This is a genomic window from Streptomyces sp. NPDC006743 (assembly GCF_040703815.1).
GTDB lineage: Bacteria > Actinomycetota > Actinomycetes > Streptomycetales > Streptomycetaceae > Streptomyces.
The window spans coordinates 28,423-44,888 of sequence record NZ_JBEYJA010000019.1 but is presented as its reverse complement, the minus strand read 5'-3'; the positions used below and the strand labels follow the sequence as shown (position 1 = coordinate 44,888).

At 75.2% G+C, this 16,466-nt stretch carries 13 protein-coding genes; 11 read left to right on the top strand and 2 right to left on the bottom strand.

Going from position 1 to position 16,466, the window contains the following annotated elements:
- Positions 1-315 precede the first annotated feature (315 nt).
- The 8 genes from ABZ719_RS17820 to ABZ719_RS17785 all read left to right on the top strand — a co-directional run bounded on the left by ABZ719_RS17820 (position 316) and on the right by ABZ719_RS17785 (position 10,605).
- Complete coding sequence (locus ABZ719_RS17820) at positions 316-1,242, top strand: SagB/ThcOx family dehydrogenase (protein ID WP_366726116.1); 927 nt, start codon at positions 316-318, stop codon at positions 1,240-1,242.
- 142 nt (positions 1,243-1,384) lie between these two features.
- A complete protein-coding gene (locus tag ABZ719_RS17815) occupies positions 1,385-2,353 on the top strand; it encodes a TOMM precursor leader peptide-binding protein (protein WP_366726114.1) in 969 nt (322 codons plus the stop codon).
- The gene (locus ABZ719_RS17810) at positions 2,346-3,722 is read left to right on the top strand and encodes a YcaO-like family protein (protein ID WP_366726113.1); all 1,377 of its coding nucleotides are present in this window, start codon (positions 2,346-2,348) and stop codon (positions 3,720-3,722) included. Before ABZ719_RS17815 ends, ABZ719_RS17810 begins: the two co-directional genes overlap by 8 nt.
- Entirely contained in the window at positions 3,697-4,485 is a 789-nt protein-coding gene (locus ABZ719_RS17805) for a CPBP family intramembrane glutamic endopeptidase (RefSeq protein WP_366726112.1), read from the top strand. Before ABZ719_RS17810 ends, ABZ719_RS17805 begins: the two co-directional genes overlap by 26 nt.
- On the top strand, positions 4,482-5,282 hold the full coding sequence (locus ABZ719_RS17800) for a hypothetical protein (protein WP_366726111.1): 801 nt from the start codon (positions 4,482-4,484) through the stop codon (positions 5,280-5,282). Before ABZ719_RS17805 ends, ABZ719_RS17800 begins: the two co-directional genes overlap by 4 nt.
- A 2-nt stretch (positions 5,283-5,284) precedes the next feature.
- The gene (locus ABZ719_RS17795; RefSeq protein ID WP_366726110.1) at positions 5,285-6,346 is read left to right on the top strand and encodes an LLM class flavin-dependent oxidoreductase; all 1,062 of its coding nucleotides are present in this window, start codon (positions 5,285-5,287) and stop codon (positions 6,344-6,346) included.
- Positions 6,346-7,260, top strand: a complete 915-nt coding sequence (locus ABZ719_RS17790) for an acyl-CoA thioester hydrolase/BAAT C-terminal domain-containing protein (RefSeq protein WP_366726109.1) — start codon at positions 6,346-6,348, stop codon at positions 7,258-7,260. The genes ABZ719_RS17795 and ABZ719_RS17790 overlap by 1 nt, the downstream gene beginning before the upstream one ends.
- A 282-nt stretch (positions 7,261-7,542) precedes the next feature.
- Positions 7,543-10,605, top strand: coding sequence for a BTAD domain-containing putative transcriptional regulator (locus ABZ719_RS17785; RefSeq protein ID WP_366726108.1), 3,063 nt, complete (start codon positions 7,543-7,545; stop codon positions 10,603-10,605).
- A gap of 131 nt (positions 10,606-10,736) precedes the next feature.
- Here ABZ719_RS17785 and ABZ719_RS17780 read toward each other — a convergent pair whose 3' ends face one another.
- Entirely contained in the window at positions 10,737-11,360 is a 624-nt protein-coding gene (locus ABZ719_RS17780) for a response regulator transcription factor (RefSeq protein ID WP_366726107.1), read from the bottom strand.
- A 360-nt stretch (positions 11,361-11,720) separates the two neighbouring features.
- Between ABZ719_RS17780 and ABZ719_RS17775 the strand changes: the two genes are divergently transcribed.
- Positions 11,721-13,526, top strand: coding sequence for a bifunctional metallophosphatase/5'-nucleotidase (locus ABZ719_RS17775; RefSeq protein WP_366726105.1), 1,806 nt, complete (start codon positions 11,721-11,723; stop codon positions 13,524-13,526).
- Positions 13,527-13,694: 168 nt separating this feature from the next.
- On the opposite strand, the gene ABZ719_RS17770 is transcribed toward ABZ719_RS17775, so the two are convergent.
- Positions 13,695-14,816 carry an ABC transporter substrate-binding protein gene (locus ABZ719_RS17770; protein WP_366726104.1) on the bottom strand — a complete coding sequence of 374 codons (1,122 nt, stop codon included), beginning with the start codon at positions 14,814-14,816 and terminating at the stop codon, positions 13,695-13,697.
- Positions 14,817-15,107: 291 nt separating this feature from the next.
- On the opposite strand from ABZ719_RS17770, the gene ABZ719_RS17765 reads away from it, so the two are divergent.
- A complete protein-coding gene (locus tag ABZ719_RS17765; RefSeq protein WP_366726103.1) occupies positions 15,108-15,401 on the top strand; it encodes a hypothetical protein in 294 nt (97 codons plus the stop codon).
- A gap of 99 nt (positions 15,402-15,500) precedes the next feature.
- Complete coding sequence (locus ABZ719_RS17760; protein WP_366726102.1) at positions 15,501-16,397, top strand: glutathione S-transferase C-terminal domain-containing protein; 897 nt, start codon at positions 15,501-15,503, stop codon at positions 16,395-16,397.
- Positions 16,398-16,466 lie beyond the last annotated feature (69 nt).

Here is a 16,466-nt window from a genome sequence, read left to right as displayed (position 1 = left end):
GGAAAGCCTTTACCGGGCATTCACCAACAGGAGGTCCCCATGAAGATCACGACCACCACCGCCAGCGAGAAGCGCGACGACCGCGAGGTCGTCGTGCCGGGTGCCTGCTCCTCCTGCTGTGGCGCCGTCGTGCGCCGTCGCGGCTGAGTCTCGGCCCCGTGATCGCCGGGCGGGGGCCGGCGGCCGAGTGCCCCGGTCCCCGCCCGGGTCCGTCCGCCGCCGCACCGCAGGCCTGGGCGCGGGTCCGCGAGACGGCCCGGCCCCCCGCGCAGGTCTTCCCGAGGAAGGATCGTCCGTGCTGAGGAAAGAGTGCCCGTGACCGACCCGGTTTCCGCCTCGCCCTCCCTCTCCCGCGCAGCCGTGCTGGCCACCGCGCGCCGCTCCCGCGCCCCCGAGGCCGGTGGCGTGGGGCTGCGTACGCACTCCTTCCGCGCCGACAACGCCGACGACCCCCGGCTGCCGCGCGTCGCCGAGGAGTTCCTGGTCGCCTCCCGCCTGCGGCGGTGGGACCGTCAGACACAGCTGTCGATCTCGGCGTACTCCTCCGACCCGCTCGCCATGTGCTGGGCCCACCAGGGCGCCGAGCAGGTGCCGGCCGAGGCGCTGACCGCCCTGCCGCCGTCGGCGCCGCTCACGGATCCGCTGACCGAGGTGGTCGAACGCAGGCGCAGCGAACGGGAATTCGCCGCCGGTCCGCTCGCCGCCGGTCAACTGGCGGCGCTGCTGCGGCACGGCGCGGGCCGCACGGCCGACGCCGAGGTCCGCACCGCCGAGGGCGTGCCGCTGGCCGGGGCCTTCCACGCCGTGCCCAGCGCCGGCGGACTGCGCCCGGTCCAGGTGTGGGTGGCCGCCTCCCGGGTGGACGGCGTGCCGCCCGGCGTCCACCGCTACCTGCCGGAGCGCGACGCGCTCGCCGCGCACACCGGTCCGGAGGGCCTGGCCGCGCTGCTCGACGCGCTGCAGGACGCCCCGGGCGGGCCGCACCCGCGGGACGCCGCCGCGGTGATCCTGCTGGTCGCCCGCCCCTGGCGGTCCATGCGCAAGTACGGGCCGCGCGGCATGCGCTTCGTCTTCCACGAGTGCGGCGCGCTGTCACAGAACATCCACCTCGCGGTGACCGGAGCGCACCTGGCCGCCACCGACTTCTCCGGTTATTACGACGACGAGGCGAACGCCGCCCTCGGTATCGACGGAGTGCTGGAGACCCTGCTCCACACCATTCTTGTCGGCCTTCCCCTGTGATTCGTATCCGGTCCGCCATCCGGTCCGCACGACATTCGACCGTACGAACAACTCACCTTTACGGGCTGGAGGTTTCTCGGTGACGGGAAAGAATCCCCGAGTAAGCCAATCGGTCACGGTGATCGGGCACAGTCCGGACATCGTGGAGTTCCGAACGGGCATATGGAACATGGAGTCCCGCACCGTCACCGACGAGGGCGGCGGCGGGAAACTGCTCGCCCTCGTGACCGACCTGGACGGCACCGCGTCCCCCGCGGAACTCGCCGTGCGCCACGGTGTCACCCCGGCCGAGGTCGAGGCCCTGACCGGCCATCTCGCGGAGCTGGGAGTGCTGCGGGAGGGGCCCCGCAGCGCACTCGACGCCTACCTCGACGACGTGTCCTCGCTCGGCCGGAGGGCACCGGCCGAGCACGCCGGCCAGGTGCTGCTCCTGGGCGACCCGGAAGTGACCGCCTGCGTGCGCGACGCGCTCGGCAACGGGCACGGACTGCCCGTCGTGCGCCCGGGCCCGGACGACCCGCTGGTGCGCCGGCTCGCCGGCGTCGACCCGGCCGTCGTCCACGACGGGCTGCGACTGCGCGCGCTCGCCGACGAGTTCGAACCCTGGCGCGGCGCGTACGCGGTGCTGACCGCCACCGTGATCGACCCGCAGCGCTTCCAGGTGTTCAACCGGCTCGCCGCCCGGCTCGGCATCACCTGGCTGCACGGCGCCGTCGACGGACCGTACGTCTTCGCGGGTCCCACCGTGGTGCCGGGCCGCTCCGCCTGTTACGAGTGCTTCGAGACCCGCGTGGTGATGAACCTGCGCGAGAAGGCGTCCTACGTGCGCTACAAGGAGGCCCTGGCCCGCGGCGCCGTACGCCTGGGCACCCCGCCGGTGGCCGCGCCGGTCACCGCGCTGCTCGCCTCCCACCTGGCCCTGGAAGCCGTCAACTACCTGCACACCGGGACCGCGTTCACCGTGGAGAAGGTGCTGGGCATGCACCTTCCGACGATGGAGATCGCCTACAACGAGGTGCTGCCGCTGCCCGGCTGCGTCGGCTGCGGCACGGTGGCCGAACGTGACGACTCCCCGCTGTACTACGACCCGAGGGCGTGGCTCGATGTCTGAGCCGTCGTCCGTGCCGCTCGCGCTGAACGTCCGGCAGGACGAGATGCAGCGCGCCGAGGCGCTCCGCCGCCGTGTGCACGGCGGACTGTGCGGCATCGTCCCGGTGCTCGACCACCTCACCCGCAGCCGCAGCGACCCGCGCATGCTCATCGCGAGCGCCGACCTCACCGGCGTCCACCTCCTCCAGGACCTGCCCGCGCCGAAGGCCGGCAGCTTCCACCTCGGCGGCTTCGGCACGGAGCCGTTCGAGGCGCGGATCCGGGTGCTCGCCGAGTCCCTCGAACGCTACGCCTGCAACGTCGCGCCCCTGGAGGGCCGCTTCCCGGTGCGCTACGCCAGCCACCGCGAGCTGACCGCGGCCGGGGAACGGGTCCCGACCGAGGAGCAGCTGACGCTCTTCACCCCGGATCAGCACCGGGCGAAGGGCTTCCTCTTCGACCGGTTCGACCCGGACGCAGAGATGGGCTGGGTCCGGCTGCCCTCGCTGCTGGGGCGGTTCAGCGGGCTGATCCCCGCCCAGTGGTACTTCCTCGGCTACGTGCCGCGCGACGACGAACCCTGGCTGGCGCCCGCCGTCACCACCGGCGCCGCCGCGCACACCGACCCCGACGCGGCGCTGGCCGCCGCGCTCTCGGAGGCCGTGCAGATCGACTCGGCCATCGGCCACTGGCACGGCACCCGGCCCAGCGTGCGCATACGCGGCGACCGGCGCACCCGCATCGTCGACGACCTGGTGCGCGAGGTCTTCCCGCGCGGTGATCTCCCGCCGGAGTTCCACCTGCTGACCAACCCCGACCTGCCCGGCTTCACGGTGGCCTGCCTGCTGCGGCGCCCCCCTGGCCTCGTGCCGCAGATCGCGGTCGGCCTCGGCAGCGGCACCAGGCTGGCCGACACGATGTACCGGGCGCTGCTGGAGGCGGCGGGCGTGCGGTGGCTGGCCGGATGGCTCGCGGTGGAGAAACGCATCGACCACGGCCCCGCCGGGCCCGGCCCGGCGGAGGAGGCCCCGGAGGACTTCTACGACCTGGAGGCCAACGTCGGCAGCTACGCGGCGGCCGGAGGCGCCAAGGAGGTCGAGGACCGCTTCGCCGCCTGCGAGGAGGCCGCCGCGAGCGATCTGCCGGCCGACGACACCCGGCCGCGCCGCGAGCAGATCGCCGCGCTCGTCGACGCCTACCGCGCCGGCGGCAAGGACCTGTACTTCGCCGACCTGACCACCGCAGACGTGCGCGCGCTGGGCTTCACCGTGGTGCGGGTGTTCTCGACCGGCACCCTGGTGCTGCCCCTGCCGGCCGCGCCACCGGCCGCCCACCCCCGGTTCGCCGCCTACGGAGGCTTCCACGGTGCTGCCCCTCACCCTTACCCCTGAGCTGCGGCTCTACCTGCTCACCGGCCTCGCGCTGTGCTCCCTCGCGACGCTGAACCTGGCGGGGGCCGTGCACAACCGCTACCTGGACGACCGGGGTACGCCGATGCTCCCGGTCTACGTCGCCCTCGGCGCGGCGGTCACCGCGGGCGGGCTGCTGGTCCAGGGACCCGCCGTGCTGTGGCGCGCGGCGCCCTCCCTGCCGCCGCCATGGCGGCCGGCCGCGGTGATCGCCGCGGGCGGCGCGGTGGCGCTGGTGGCGACGGCCGGCGACCGGGCGGTGCTGCGGGCGCTGGCACGGCGGCGCGCCACGGGACGCGAAGGACCGGGGCGAGGAGGCCACGGACCCGGCGCCGCGCCGGGGCGGGAGGCCGTCGCCGCGCCGTCCCGGCAGGAGCGCGACGGGTCGTGGCGGCCCAGCGCGAAGGACCGGCGGCTGCCGGCCGGCCCGGCGTGGACCCTGTCCGCCGCCGTGGTGGAGGAGACGGTGTTCCGCGGCGTCTGGTACGACGTGGCGCTGCGCGCCCATGCCCCGGTGCTGCGCCTGGCCGCACTGGCCCTGGGCGTCCTGGCCTTCGGCCTGGCCCACCTGTTCTTCGGCTGGAACCAGGTGCTGGCGAAACTCCCCCTGTCGCTGGCGGCCACCGTGGCGGTGGCCGTGACCGGCACCGTGCTCGCGCCGGTACTCGGCCACGTGCTGTTCAACCTGCGCGCCTGGCTGCACCACCGGGCCGCGTCACGGGCGAGGACGGAGGGCGCACGGTGACCGCCGGCGCCGTACCGCCGCTGCTGGTCCTCGCCTGCTGGGCGGTCCCGGCCGTCCGCGCGGGCCTGGCCGGCCGCGCAGGTACGGCGGGCGGCTCAGGTGCGGCAGGCCGCGCGGACACCCGCTCGCCGGCCGCGCAGTGGGCCGCGCGGTTCGGTCCGCCGCTGGCCGCGCTCGCGCTGACCGGCGCATGGTGGGCGCTCACCTCGCCGCGGGGCGCCGGCGACCCGTTCCGCCTCGGCGGCCGGGCCTGGCAGCTGCTGCCCGCCGGGCTGCTCGTCGGCGCCGGGGAACTGGCCTGCGCCGCCCTGCTGTGCGGCACGCTCGGCGAACTCGCCGCCGTACGGCGGGACACGGACGCACAGCGCCCCGTCTCCCAGTGGGCCGCCCTGCAACGCAGCGCCTGGATGCGGCACGCGTCCGCCCTCCCGGGCGCCGGAACCTGGCCGCCTCTCGTACCGCTCGCGCTCGGCCTGCTCGCGGCCTGGGCCGAGCAGGCCGCCGTGTTCGGGGTCGCGGTGGCCACCGCCCTGGACCGGGCGGGCCCGGTGGCCGGCTGGGGCTGCGCCCTCCTGCTGGCGGCACTGGGCTGCCGCGGCCCGCACGCGCGGCGCTCCCCGCGCGTCGCCCCCGCCGCGACACTCCTGACCACCGCGGTCGACACGGCCCTGTTCCAGGCCGTCGCGCTCGTCCTGCCGCTGGCGGGCGCGCGGTGGACCTTCCTGCTCCTGGCCCGTTCGCGGCGGGAACCCTCGTCGACCGGACGAACGGCCGGCGTCACTACCATCGGAGGCTGACCATGAAGCACGGCATCTCGTTGCTGCCCGACTGCCGACCCGCGGTCCGCTCGGCGCGCGACTACTTCCGGGACGTGCTGACGCTCTCGCGCATCGCCGAGGACGAGGGCCTGCACTACGTGAAGATGACCGAGCACTACCTGCGCGACTACGGCGGCTACTGCCCCGACCCGCTCGGGTTCCTGTCCGCCGTCGCCGCGCGCACCAGCACCATCCGGCTGATGACCGGCGCGATCCAGGCCTCCTTCCACCACCCGGTCCAGATCGCCGCCCAGACCGCCATGGTCGACGCCATCAGCGGGGGCCGCCTCGACGTCGGCTACGCCCGCGCCTGGCTGCCCTACGAGTTCGAGGCGTTCGGCATCCCGATGGACGAGTCGCGGGCCCGCTTCCAGGCGACGGTCACCGCCGTACGCAGGCTGTGGACCGAGGAGTCGGTGGACGAGGAGAACCCGTACTTCGCCTTCCGCCGCGCCACCAGCCTGCCGCGCCCCGAGCAGCGCCCGCACCCTCCGGTGTGGGTGGCCGCGGTGCGCTCGCGGCAGAGCTTCGCCTGGATCGGCGAGCAGGGCTTCGGACTGCTCGTGACGCCGCCGCCGCACAAGGAAGCCCTGGCGGGCACCCGGGAGATGGTCGAGGTCTACCTGGAGACCTTCCGCTCGACGCACGGCCCGGGCGCCCGGCCGCGGGTCGCCGTCAGCGTCCCGCTGTTCGTCGCCGAGACCGACGAGGAGGCCTACCGCGTGGCCGATCCGCTGCTGCGCGAATACCTCACGGTGTGGGCGGAGTCCGCGGAGGACTGGAGCGGCACCACGTCCAAGGACTACCCGACGTACGAGGCGATGGGGCAGGTGCTGCGCACCATGCGCATCGACGACTTCCGCAGCGTGGGCACGGCGGTCGTCGGCTCCCCGGAGCAGGTGCTGGAACGGGCGCAGCACCTCTCGTCCCAGCTGCACGCCGACACGATGCTGTGGCAGGTCGACTTCGGCGGCCAGACGCTGGCGACGATGGAGCCCAGCCTCCGCCTGTTCGCCTCGCAGGTCATGCCGAAGCTCGCCTGATGTCCGAGGGAGCGCGAGCGGCGCGACGGGCCCGGGGCGCGGCACCGGCAAGCCTCACCACGCTGCCCGTCACCGAGCCGTGGGAGGGCGTGCTCGTCGAGCCGGAGGGCGGCTGCGACAGGGCCGTCCTGGTCCTCGGCGGCTCGGGCGGCGAGATCGCCGAGGAACGGTGCCGGCTGCTGGCCGCCGAGGGGCTGACGGCACTGTCCGTCCGCTGGTTCGGCGGGCCCGGCCAGCCGCCGGGCATCTGCGAGGTCGGCCTGGAGACCTTCACCGCCGCCGTGGACCTGCTGACCGGGCGCGGCGCGCGGCGGGTGAGCGTGCTGGGCGAGTCGAAGGGCGCGGAGGCGGCGCTGCTGCTGGCGGTGCACGATCCGCGGGTGGCGGCGGTGGTGGCGCTCTCGCCGACCTCGGTGGTGTGGGCGAACCTCGGCCCCGGCACCGACGGCCGCGCCCACCCCTTCCGCTCCTCCTGGCGTCACGGCGGTACGCCGCTGCCGTTCACCCCCTACGACACGGCGTACCTGCCGCGGCCGGGCGCGCCGGGGCCCGCCTCCTTCCGGGCGCTGTACGAGCACAGCGCGCGGACGTTCGCGGCGCGGGCGGCCGCCGCGGCGATCCCGGTGGAGCGGACGGCGGCGCGGGTGGTGCTGGTGGCGGGCGGGGCGGACGCGATGTGGCCGTCGCTGACGTACGCGGGGGAGCTTCAGCACAGGCTGCGCGAGCACGGCCGCCGGGCCACGGTGATCGGCGACCCCCGGGCCGGCCACCACCCGCTGCTGCCGGGCGAGCAGGCCCTGTCGGGGGAGCCGCTGCACGCGCTCGGCGGGGACCCCGTGTCCGACGCGGCGCTCGGCGCGGCCGCCTGGCCGCACATCCTGTCGGCGGTGAAGGGGACGCAACCGGTCGCGTGAGCGGGCTCCGGCGGATCAGTGAGCGGGAGCGGGCACATCATCTGGAGGGAGGCGGCCGCCGGAGCGCACGCGGCACACGGATCGCGCGGAACAGGGGGATCAAGTGACCGGCCTGGTAGGCTAGTTCGTGCTAACAGTGGTAGCACCTCTTCCTGGCAGGTGCACGACCGGCATCGCCAGGGCGTGAGGCCCGCGCGTGACCGGCGCGGGCCTGCTCACGGTAAGAGCGGACGCCTGGTTGCGGCGCCACCGTCCGTTCGTACGCGACGATGGGGGATGCGCGTGGCCTACCAGCTCAGGGATGCTCAGGCGGCGACCGGCGCGAGCGGGATCGCGGCCACCACGGCACATGCGCCGGCGGCAGTGGTACGGATCGGCGTCCTGGGCTCCCTCACCGTCGAGGTCGACGGGGTCCGGCACAGCTCCGGGCCGCCCTTGCGGCAGGCGGTGCTCGTCCGCCTCGCCAGCCCCTGCGGCAGCGTGGTCTCCAAGGAACAGCTGATGGACGCGGTGTGGGGCGAGGAACTGCCCGGCAACGCGAGCGGCAACCTGCACACGTACATCGCGGCCCTCCGCAAGCAGCTGGACCCCGGGCACAAGCAGCGCGCCACCGACGGCGTGCTGGCCACGGTCGCCGGGGGCTACTGCCTGCGGCTGCCGCCCGCACACCTGGACAGCACCGGGTTCCTCGACCTGTGCGCGCTGGCCAGGTCCCTGCGCGATGGTGATCCCGACGCCGCCGCCAGGCAGTTCCGCGCGGCGCTCGACCTGTGGCGTGGCACCCCGCTCCAGGGTGTGCCGGGGCCGTTCGCGCAGGCGGAGCGGGAACGGCTGACCGCGCTGCGGCTGTCGGCCGTCGAGGACTACGCGCGGCTGATGACGGGCCTGGACCGCACCGACATCGTTGTCCAGGAGCTGACGCAGGTCATCCGCGACCACCCGTTGCGCGAGTCCGCGCACGCCCTGATGATGACCGCGCTCGAACGCGGCGGCCAGCGCGACGAGGCCATGCGCCTGTACGAACGCCTCGACCGCCGTCTGCGCGCGGAGCTGGCGGTGCGGCCCGGGGCCCGGCTGCGCGAGCTGTACCGGCAGCTGCGCGAGGGCAGCGCGTTACGGGTGCCCGGACCGGGCGGCGCCAGGGCGCCCGGCGCACCTGCCGCGCCCGCGGCCTTCGGCGCACAGGCCGGACCGGCGGCACCCGGTGTGCCCACGTCACCGGCGGCGGTGCCGGCCGCACCCGGCGACCGCGCCGCACCTCACCGGTCCGCCGCACCCGCCGCCTCCCCGCCCCCCGGAGCCGCCGCGCACGCACCGGCCGCCGGCTCCGGCCACGGGGCCGACATGCGCCAGCTGCCGCCGCGAGCGGGGCGGTTCGTCGGACGGGAGAGGGAACTGGCGCGGCTGGGGGAGGTGTTGACGGCGGCCGGGGAGGGGCCGCGGTTGTGTCTCGTGACGGGCAGCGCCGGTACGGGCAAGACGACGCTGGCGATGGAGTGGGCGCACCGTAGCATCGAGAAGTTCCCCGACGGCTGTCTCCACGTCGAACTGCGGGGGTTCCACCCCGGCGCCCCGCCGCTCAGCGCGGGCGAGGCGCTCTACGACTTCCTCGTGGCCCTCGGCGTCGCCCCGGACCGGATACCGCTCACCGGCACCGCCCGGTCCGCCCTGTTCCGGTCCCTGACCAAGGACCGCAGGCTCCTCGTGCTGCTGGACGACGCGCACTCCACCGAGCAGGTGCTGCCGCTGCTGCCGACCGGGGCGGGCTGCGCCACACTCGTCACCAGCCGCCGCCGCCTGGACACCCTGGTGGTGCGCAACGGCGCGCACGCCCTCTTCCTCGGACCGATGAGCCACGAAGGGGCCCGCGAGCTCCTGGACGCCTGCGCGGGCGTCGGCCGCACGCGCCCGGAACCCACCGCGGCGGACGAACTCGTACGGTACTGCGCCGGGTTGCCCCTCGCGGTCGCCGTCATCGGCAACCGCGTGGTCAGCAGCCCGGGGATGCCGCTGAGCGCACTGCTGGAGCGGGTGCGGGCCGGCGGCAACCGGCTCGACGTGCTCTCCTCCGGCCTGCCGGACACCGGCGTCGACCTGCGCACCGTCTTCCGCGCCTCCGTCGAGGAGCTGTCGCCGCGGGCGCGGGAGGCCTTCCGTCTGCTGGGCCTGTTCCCCGGCACACACATCGACCTGCGGGCGGCCGGCGCCCTGCTGAACCGTTCCGCCCGCGAGTCGGCCGCGATCCTCGCCGAGCTGACCGCGAACACCCTGCTCACCGAGGCCGGCCCGGACCGGTACCGGTTCCACGACCTGCTGGGCGAGTTCGCCCGCGAGGAGGCCGAGGCGCTGCTCACCGACGAGGAACTCGCCGGGGCCCGCCTGCGCCTGCTGCGCTGGACGCTGCACGCGGTCGGCGAGGCGAGCGCGCTGATCGCGCCGCGCCCGGTGCGCGACCTCCTGCCCGCGCAGCCCACCCCCTGGTCCGCCGGCGGCCCCACCGACCGGCGCGGCGCCGTGCGCTGGCTCGCCGCCCACCAGCACAGCCTGGTCGCCATCAGCGAACTGGCGCTGAACTGCGGCCAGTACGACCTGGCCTGGCGCATCCCGGTGGCCCTGACCTCCTGGTTCTACCTGCACAAGAACTGGTCCCTGTGGCTGCGTTCGCTGCGGGTGGGCGCCTCGGCGGCGCGCCGGGCGCAGTCCCGCGAGGGGCAAGCGCAGATCCGGGCCGCCTCCGGCCTCGCCCACCTGTACCTGCGCCACTACCGCCGCGCGCGCAAACAACTGGTCCGCGCGGCGGCGGAGTTCCAGCGGACGGGCGAGGACTGGCAGCTGGGCACCGTGCTCGTGCCGCTCGGCGACCTGTACCTGCGGACCGGGCGCCCCGCCCAGGCCGCGCACGCCTACGAGACGGCCCGCCGCGCCTACCAGCGGGCCGACGACCACTGGGGCACCGCCTGGGCCCTCAGCGCGCTGGGCCGCGCCCTGATGGCGGCCGGGGATCCGGGCCGTGCGACGAACGCGCTGCAACGCGCGATGGGCCACTGGCACAAGTCCGGCTACCCGCGCGGCGAGGCGGACGCCATGATGCACCTCGGCCAGGTGTACCTGACCCGGGGCAGCGTCCGGGACGCCGAGCGGTACCTGCACCGGGCCGACGCCCTGTACCAGAGCCTGGGCGACGGTTACCGGCACGCGCAGGCGCTGGTCTGGATCGGCAGGCTGCGCGCGGCCACCGACGACCGGGCGGGCGCCCGTGAGGCGTGGCGGTGCGCCCAGGAGGTCTTCGAAGGGCTCGGCGCCCCCGGGGGCGCCGAATGCAGCCGCCTGCTGAGCGCCTGCTGAGGGCTGCCCACCGAGGCCCGCCGGGGGCGGCTCCTGACCGAGGCCCACCGGGCGGGGAGGGCAAGTGGGCAGGACGGCCGGCGGGGAGGCACACGGGCGGTAAGAGCTGCGAACAGGCTCGGGGGAGGGGGTCAGATCAGACCCTCCCGGAGCGCCCGGGCCACCGCCTGCGCGCGGTTGCGGGCCCCCAGGTGCGAAATGACGGAGCGCACCGAGTTCTTCACGGTGCGCTCCGAGTAGGCGAGCTTGACGGCGATCTCGCTCGTACAGAGCCCCTCCGAGACCAGCCGCAGCACTTCGATGTCGCGCGGGTTGAGCCCCATGAGGGTCTGGCCCGCCGGTTCCAGCACCTTCTCCTGGAGCTGGCCGAGCTGAACGACCAGGGATCCCTGGAGCGACGGCGGGAAGATGCCCTCGCCGTTGTGCGCCGAGTGCACGGCGCGGTCGATGAGCGCGCCGTCGGTCTCCGCCCGGCTCAGTACCCCGTGGATGCGGCAGGTGACCAGGTTGTGCAGGCAGATGGCCGGTATCTCCCCGACCACCAGGACGTGCTTGGCGCGGCACCGCTCCGCCTGCTCACGCAGCCGGCTCAGCTCCGTGCCGGTCACCGCGTGGGAGGCGTACACGACGACGTCCGCGTCGGCCGCCGAGCCGACCAGGGACACCGACCCGGGTTCCAGTTCCTGGAGCATCGCCCTCAACCCGGTGGCGGACAGGGTGTCGGACGCCTGCGGGTGCACAAGTACGGCGGACATAACTCTCCCGACGGCCGAGCAGTGTTCGTGTCGGACCATTGTTTCCGCCCGCTCTGAAGACGCTCTGTACGCTGTCTCAACGCGGCCCGCTCCAGCGCTCCCGCCCGCCGCCGGACCCTCCAGTCCTCTCCGGCCCTCCAGCCCGCCGGCAGTCCGCCCGGCCGCCCTCCAGGCCGCCGGCCGCGCGGATCGCCGGCCGGCCGGATGACGGTGCCGCTCGCCGCGTCCCGGGGAAGTGGCGTGTCTTGTGCGGGAAGTCCGGTGCAACCTGTTCGTGATCAGTGACCCCCTGTCGCGCTACGCGCGTTGAACATAGGCTCCGCACAGCCTGAACAGCCTCGTACTCACCCAGGGGAGCCCATGACCCACCCGATCCGGCCAAGACGCCGCGCCCACCGGATACTCGGAGCCGTGGCGGCTCTGGCCACGGCCGGTGCGCTGAGCGCGGCGGCCGCGCCCGCGAACGGCGCCCCGGCGGCCCACCGCCACGGGCACGGCGGGCCCACGGTCGATGTCCAGTTGCTGTCGTTCAACGACTTCCACGGGAACCTGGAGCCGCCCGCCGGTTCCTCCGGGCAGGTCACCGAGACCGAGCCGGACGGCACGACGAAGAAGACCGACGCGGGCGGCGTCGAGTACCTGGCGTCCTCGCTGCGCACGGCGCGCAAGGGTCACCCGTACAGCGTCACGGCCGCGGCCGGTGACCTGATCGGTGCGAGCCCGCTCCTGTCGGGCCTGTTCCACGACGAGCCGACCGTCGAGGCGATGAACAAGCTCGGCCTGGACGTGACGAGCGTCGGCAACCACGAGTTCGACGAGGGCGCGACCGAACTCGCCCGCATGCAGAACGGCGGCTGCCACCCCAAGGACGGCTGCTACGAGCCCGGCCGGACCTTCGAGGGCGCCGACTACCCGTATCTCGCCGCCAACGTGACGGACGAGAAGACCGGCAAGCCGATCCTCAAGCCCTACTGGGTGTGGAAGCACGACGGCGTCAAGATCGGCTTCATCGGCGTGACGCTGGAGGGCACCCCGGACATCGTCACCGCCGAGGGCGTCAAGGGCCTGAAGTTCCACGACGAGGTCGAGACCGTCAACAAGTACGCCGACGTCCTCGACAGGCAGGGCGTGAAGTCGATCGTCGCGCTCGTCCACGAGGGCGGCCGGCCCGCGTCCGCCTCGTACGACTACGACTGCGACTCCCCGGGCGCCGGCGACGGCATCTCCGGGCCGATCGTCGACATCGCCAAGAACATCACGCCCAAGGTCGACGCTCTGGTCACCGGTCACACGCACCAGGCGTACGTGTGCACGATCCCCGACCCTTCGGGCCGGCCGCGCATGGTCACCTCGGCGTCCTCGTACGGCAAGCTGTACACCGACACCACGCTGACCTATGACCGCCGTACGCGGGACATCGTCCGTACCAGCGTGAAGTCCGCGAACCACGTGGTGAGCCGCACCCAGCCGAAGGCCGCCGACATGACGGCACTCATCTCACGCTGGAACGCGCTGGCCGCGCCGGTGGCCGACCGGCCCGTCGGCTACATCTCCGGCGACATCGACGGACGCGGGGCGACCACTCCCGAATCCCCGCTCGGCGACCTGATCGCGGACGCCCAGCTCGCGCACGCCAAGTCGCTCGACCCCAAGGCCGCGTTGGCGCTGATGAACCCCGGCGGCATCCGCTCCGACCTCGTCCACAAGGCGAGCGGGAGCGAGGGCGACGGCGTCGTGACGTACGGCGAGGCGTTCACGGTCCAGCCCTTCAGCAACACGGTGAACCTGGTCGACCTCACCGGCGCGCAGCTGGTCACCGCGCTGCAGCAGCAGGTCAGCGGCCCGAACGAGGCCTCACCGAAGATCCTTCAGGTCTCGCGGGGACTCACCTACACCCTGGACCTCACCCGGTCGGGCGCGGCCCGCGTCGACGCCGGCTCCGTCCGGCTGAACGGGACGCCGATCGACCCGGCCGCCACGTACCGGGTGGCCATGAACTCCTTCCTCGCGGGCGGCGGCGACGGCTTCACCGAACTCGGCAAGGGCAGGAACCCGCTGGTCGGCGCGGACGACCTCAAGGCGTTCAACGACTACCTGACGGCCAACTCGTCGGCGGCCGGCCCGATCGCGCCCCCGGCGGCCGACCGGATCACCGTCCTGCGGTAGCGGCGTCCGAGGGCGGGGAGCGGGGCGGGCGGCGCCACCGTGCCGCACGGCCCGCCCGCGTGACCCCGGCTCACGACGAGGCCCGCGGCCGCGCCCGGGGGGCGGTTCCGGAGGAAACCGGGACCGCCCCGCGACCGTTGCCGGCGCCTGCTCCGCGCCGGCGACGGCTCAGCCGGTGTGCAGGATCCGGAAGCGGTCCGGTTCCGCCGGGTCCCGGTCGACGACCTGGACCGGCGCCCCCTCCCACTGCCACACACCGGCGCCCGGCGCGCGGGAGAACCGGATCGGCCCGCGGGTGCCCTCGACCGCGACGTGCGGCCAGGCCGCGGCGGTGCGCGCCCGGTCGTCCGCGCCGTGGGAGCGCAGCACGTCGGCGAGGACGGCGATCGTGTCGTAGCCCTCGAAGGCGACGAACGACGGGGGGCCGGCCGACCGCTCGCGCAGAGCCGTCCCGACGCGTGCGCCGAGGGGGCCGACCTGCTCGGGCAGGTAGCGCAGGAACGGGACGGCGGCGCCGTCCTCACCCAGCGAGGCCGCCCATCCGGTGAACTCCGGCTGCCCGGCCGGAGCCCCGATCAGGACACCGGCCAGGCGCGGGTCACGGCGTACGGCGCGGACGACCGGCACCGCCGGTTCCGGGTGGCCGGCCAGGAGCAGCAGGGCCGTCGCGCCGGTGCCGGCGAGTTCGCCGCACAGCCCCGCCGGGGTGAGCGCGCGCACGTCGAGTTCGACGACCGAGCCGCCGCGCGGGGTGAGACGGTCCCGCAGGATGCGGGTGCCGGCCGCCCAGTAGACGCTCGGCTCGGCCGCCACGGCGATACGGCGGTGGCCCGCGCCGAGGAGGAAGTCCGCGTAGATCCGCCAGCCGTGGGACTGCACCGGCGGCAGCCGCGCGACCCAGTCCGTGGGCTGTTCGGTGAGCGCGTCGAAGACGGCCGACGAGCACAGGAACGGCACGCGCAGGGCGTCGGCCCTGGCGGCGGCGGCACGGGCGACGACACTGTGGTACTCGCCCGCCAGGGCGGCCACGCCCAGGCGGGCCAGCTCGTCCACGGCTTCCGCGGCCCTGCCGGGATCGGCGGCGGTGTCCCGGACCAGCAGTTCGAGCGGCCTTCCGGCGATCCCGCCCGCTTCGTTGACGTCCCGCACGGCCAGTTCGAGGCCGGCGAGCAGGTGCCGGCCCGCCTCGGTCCAGCCGGGCCGGGTGAGCGGCGCGAGGGCGCCGATCCGGACGGGGTCGGACGTCCCGCCGGCCCGTGCCGCTTCCGGTGTCGATGATGGCGTGTGCATGCGTGGGCGTCTCGCGTCTTCTGTGGGACGAACCGGCCGCGGCTCGGCAGGCCGGATCGCGCGGTGAACGGGGGCGGCGCCGACAGTAGCCGAGCGGGCGACGCACTCCCGCGCCGCCCCTGCGCAGCGGTCCGGGTCCGCAACAGCCGCTCGGAGCAAGGCCCTTCGCTGCCGTGCCCCTGGAGAGAGCCGGCGACCGCGCGCACCCGCCACCCCGTGGACGCCCCCTTGACTGCGGCTCCGGGCGGCCCGACACTCCAGAGAGGAATCCTAGTGAACGGGTAGGGAATCATGAGGCGCCTCGAGCCGGTGACCGGCCGCGTGAGCCGTACGTCCCGGCCGTCGCCCGCGCCCGGCGCGCCCCCGCGTGGCCTGCCCCCGCGCGGCGTGCCTTCCCCGTCCGGCGCGCCCCCGGGCGGCCGCCCGCGTTCCCCGCTCGGCGGGCCGCCGCTCGCCGCGCCCCTGCTCACCTCGCGCCGCCACATCGACCTCCTGCGCGTCTGCAGCGCCCTCGGCGCACGCGCCGCCGCCCGGGGCGTGCTCGCCGCCCCCACCCCGCTCAGCGCCCCCGGCGCTCTCCGCTGAGCCGGGCGTCCCAGGCCCGCAGGGCCAGGGCCCGGTCCCACGCTTCGACACCGCTTCCGCGGCGCGTGCGCCCGCGCGTGCCCGTACCCGGGGAGACCCATGTCCGTCACACCGCAGGCCGCCCGTCCCGCCACCCGCCCCGCACCGGCCTTCCGGGGGCGCATCGGCCGGGACGCGCGCAGCGGCCACTACGCCGTGCCCGGCCGCTACCGCCTCCACCTGTCCACGGCCTGCCCGCAGGGACTGGCCATCGCCGTCACGCACAGCCTGCTCGGCATCGGGGACAGCTGTCCGGTGACGTTCCTGCCGGCCGTGCCGGACGGCCCGGACGGCGGGCACTCGGCCCTGCGCCCGCTCTACGACGCGAGCGCCCACCGCCACCCGGGGCCGGCCCTCGCGCCGGTCCTCAGCGACGGCTGGTCCGGCCGGATCGTCAGCACCCACGCCCCCGACATCACGCGCGACCTGGACCGTCACTTCGGCGACGGCAGGCCCGCCCTGTACCCCTGCGGCACCGACGCCGGCCCGTGGACCGACGTCGAGGCCGTCGAGCGGCTGTGCGCGCGGGGTGTCGAGGAGGCCGCCCAGCGCGCCGGGCGGGCGGACGGCGATCCCGCGGAACGCGCGGGGGCGCTCGACGTCCTCTTCCGCGCCCTGGACGAACTGGAGCAGCGGCTGAGGGACCACGACCACGTCGCGGGCCCCCGGCTCACCGCCGCCGACGTGACGCTGTGGGTCACCCTCGTCCAGCTCGACACCGTGCACCGCCACCACCTCGACGCCCGTGCCGTGCACCGCGTCGCGGACCACCCCGGCCTGTGGGACCACGCCCGGCGCCTCACCGCGCACCCGGCCTTCGGCACCCACCTCGACCTGGCCGGGACCGCCCGCCGCCACCACGCCCGCTGCCGGGGCCGGGAGGCGGCCGGCGCGGCCGTCCCGGTCCTCGACTGGGCCGCCCACGCGGACCGCGCCCGGCGGGCCGGCCGGCCCTGAGACCGCGGCGTCGGCCGGCCCGCCCGCCCGACCGTCCCACCGGTGCGCCTGCCCCGGCCGGCCGAGGGA

Coding starts and splice junctions, on each gene's coding strand:
- ABZ719_RS17810 (WP_366726113.1), top strand. CDS start 2,346: ATGTCTGAGCCGTCGTCCGTGCCGCTCGCGCTGAACGTCCGGCAGGAC.
- ABZ719_RS17795 (WP_366726110.1), top strand. CDS start 5,285: ATGAAGCACGGCATCTCGTTGCTGCCCGACTGCCGACCCGCGGTCCGC.
- ABZ719_RS17790 (WP_366726109.1), top strand. CDS start 6,346: ATGTCCGAGGGAGCGCGAGCGGCGCGACGGGCCCGGGGCGCGGCACCG.
- ABZ719_RS17780 (WP_366726107.1), bottom strand. CDS start 11,360: ATGTCCGCCGTACTTGTGCACCCGCAGGCGTCCGACACCCTGTCCGCC.
- ABZ719_RS17775 (WP_366726105.1), top strand. CDS start 11,721: ATGACCCACCCGATCCGGCCAAGACGCCGCGCCCACCGGATACTCGGA.
- ABZ719_RS17770 (WP_366726104.1), bottom strand. CDS start 14,816: ATGCACACGCCATCATCGACACCGGAAGCGGCACGGGCCGGCGGGACG.
- ABZ719_RS17765 (WP_366726103.1), top strand. CDS start 15,108: ATGAGGCGCCTCGAGCCGGTGACCGGCCGCGTGAGCCGTACGTCCCGG.
- ABZ719_RS17760 (WP_366726102.1), top strand. CDS start 15,501: ATGTCCGTCACACCGCAGGCCGCCCGTCCCGCCACCCGCCCCGCACCG.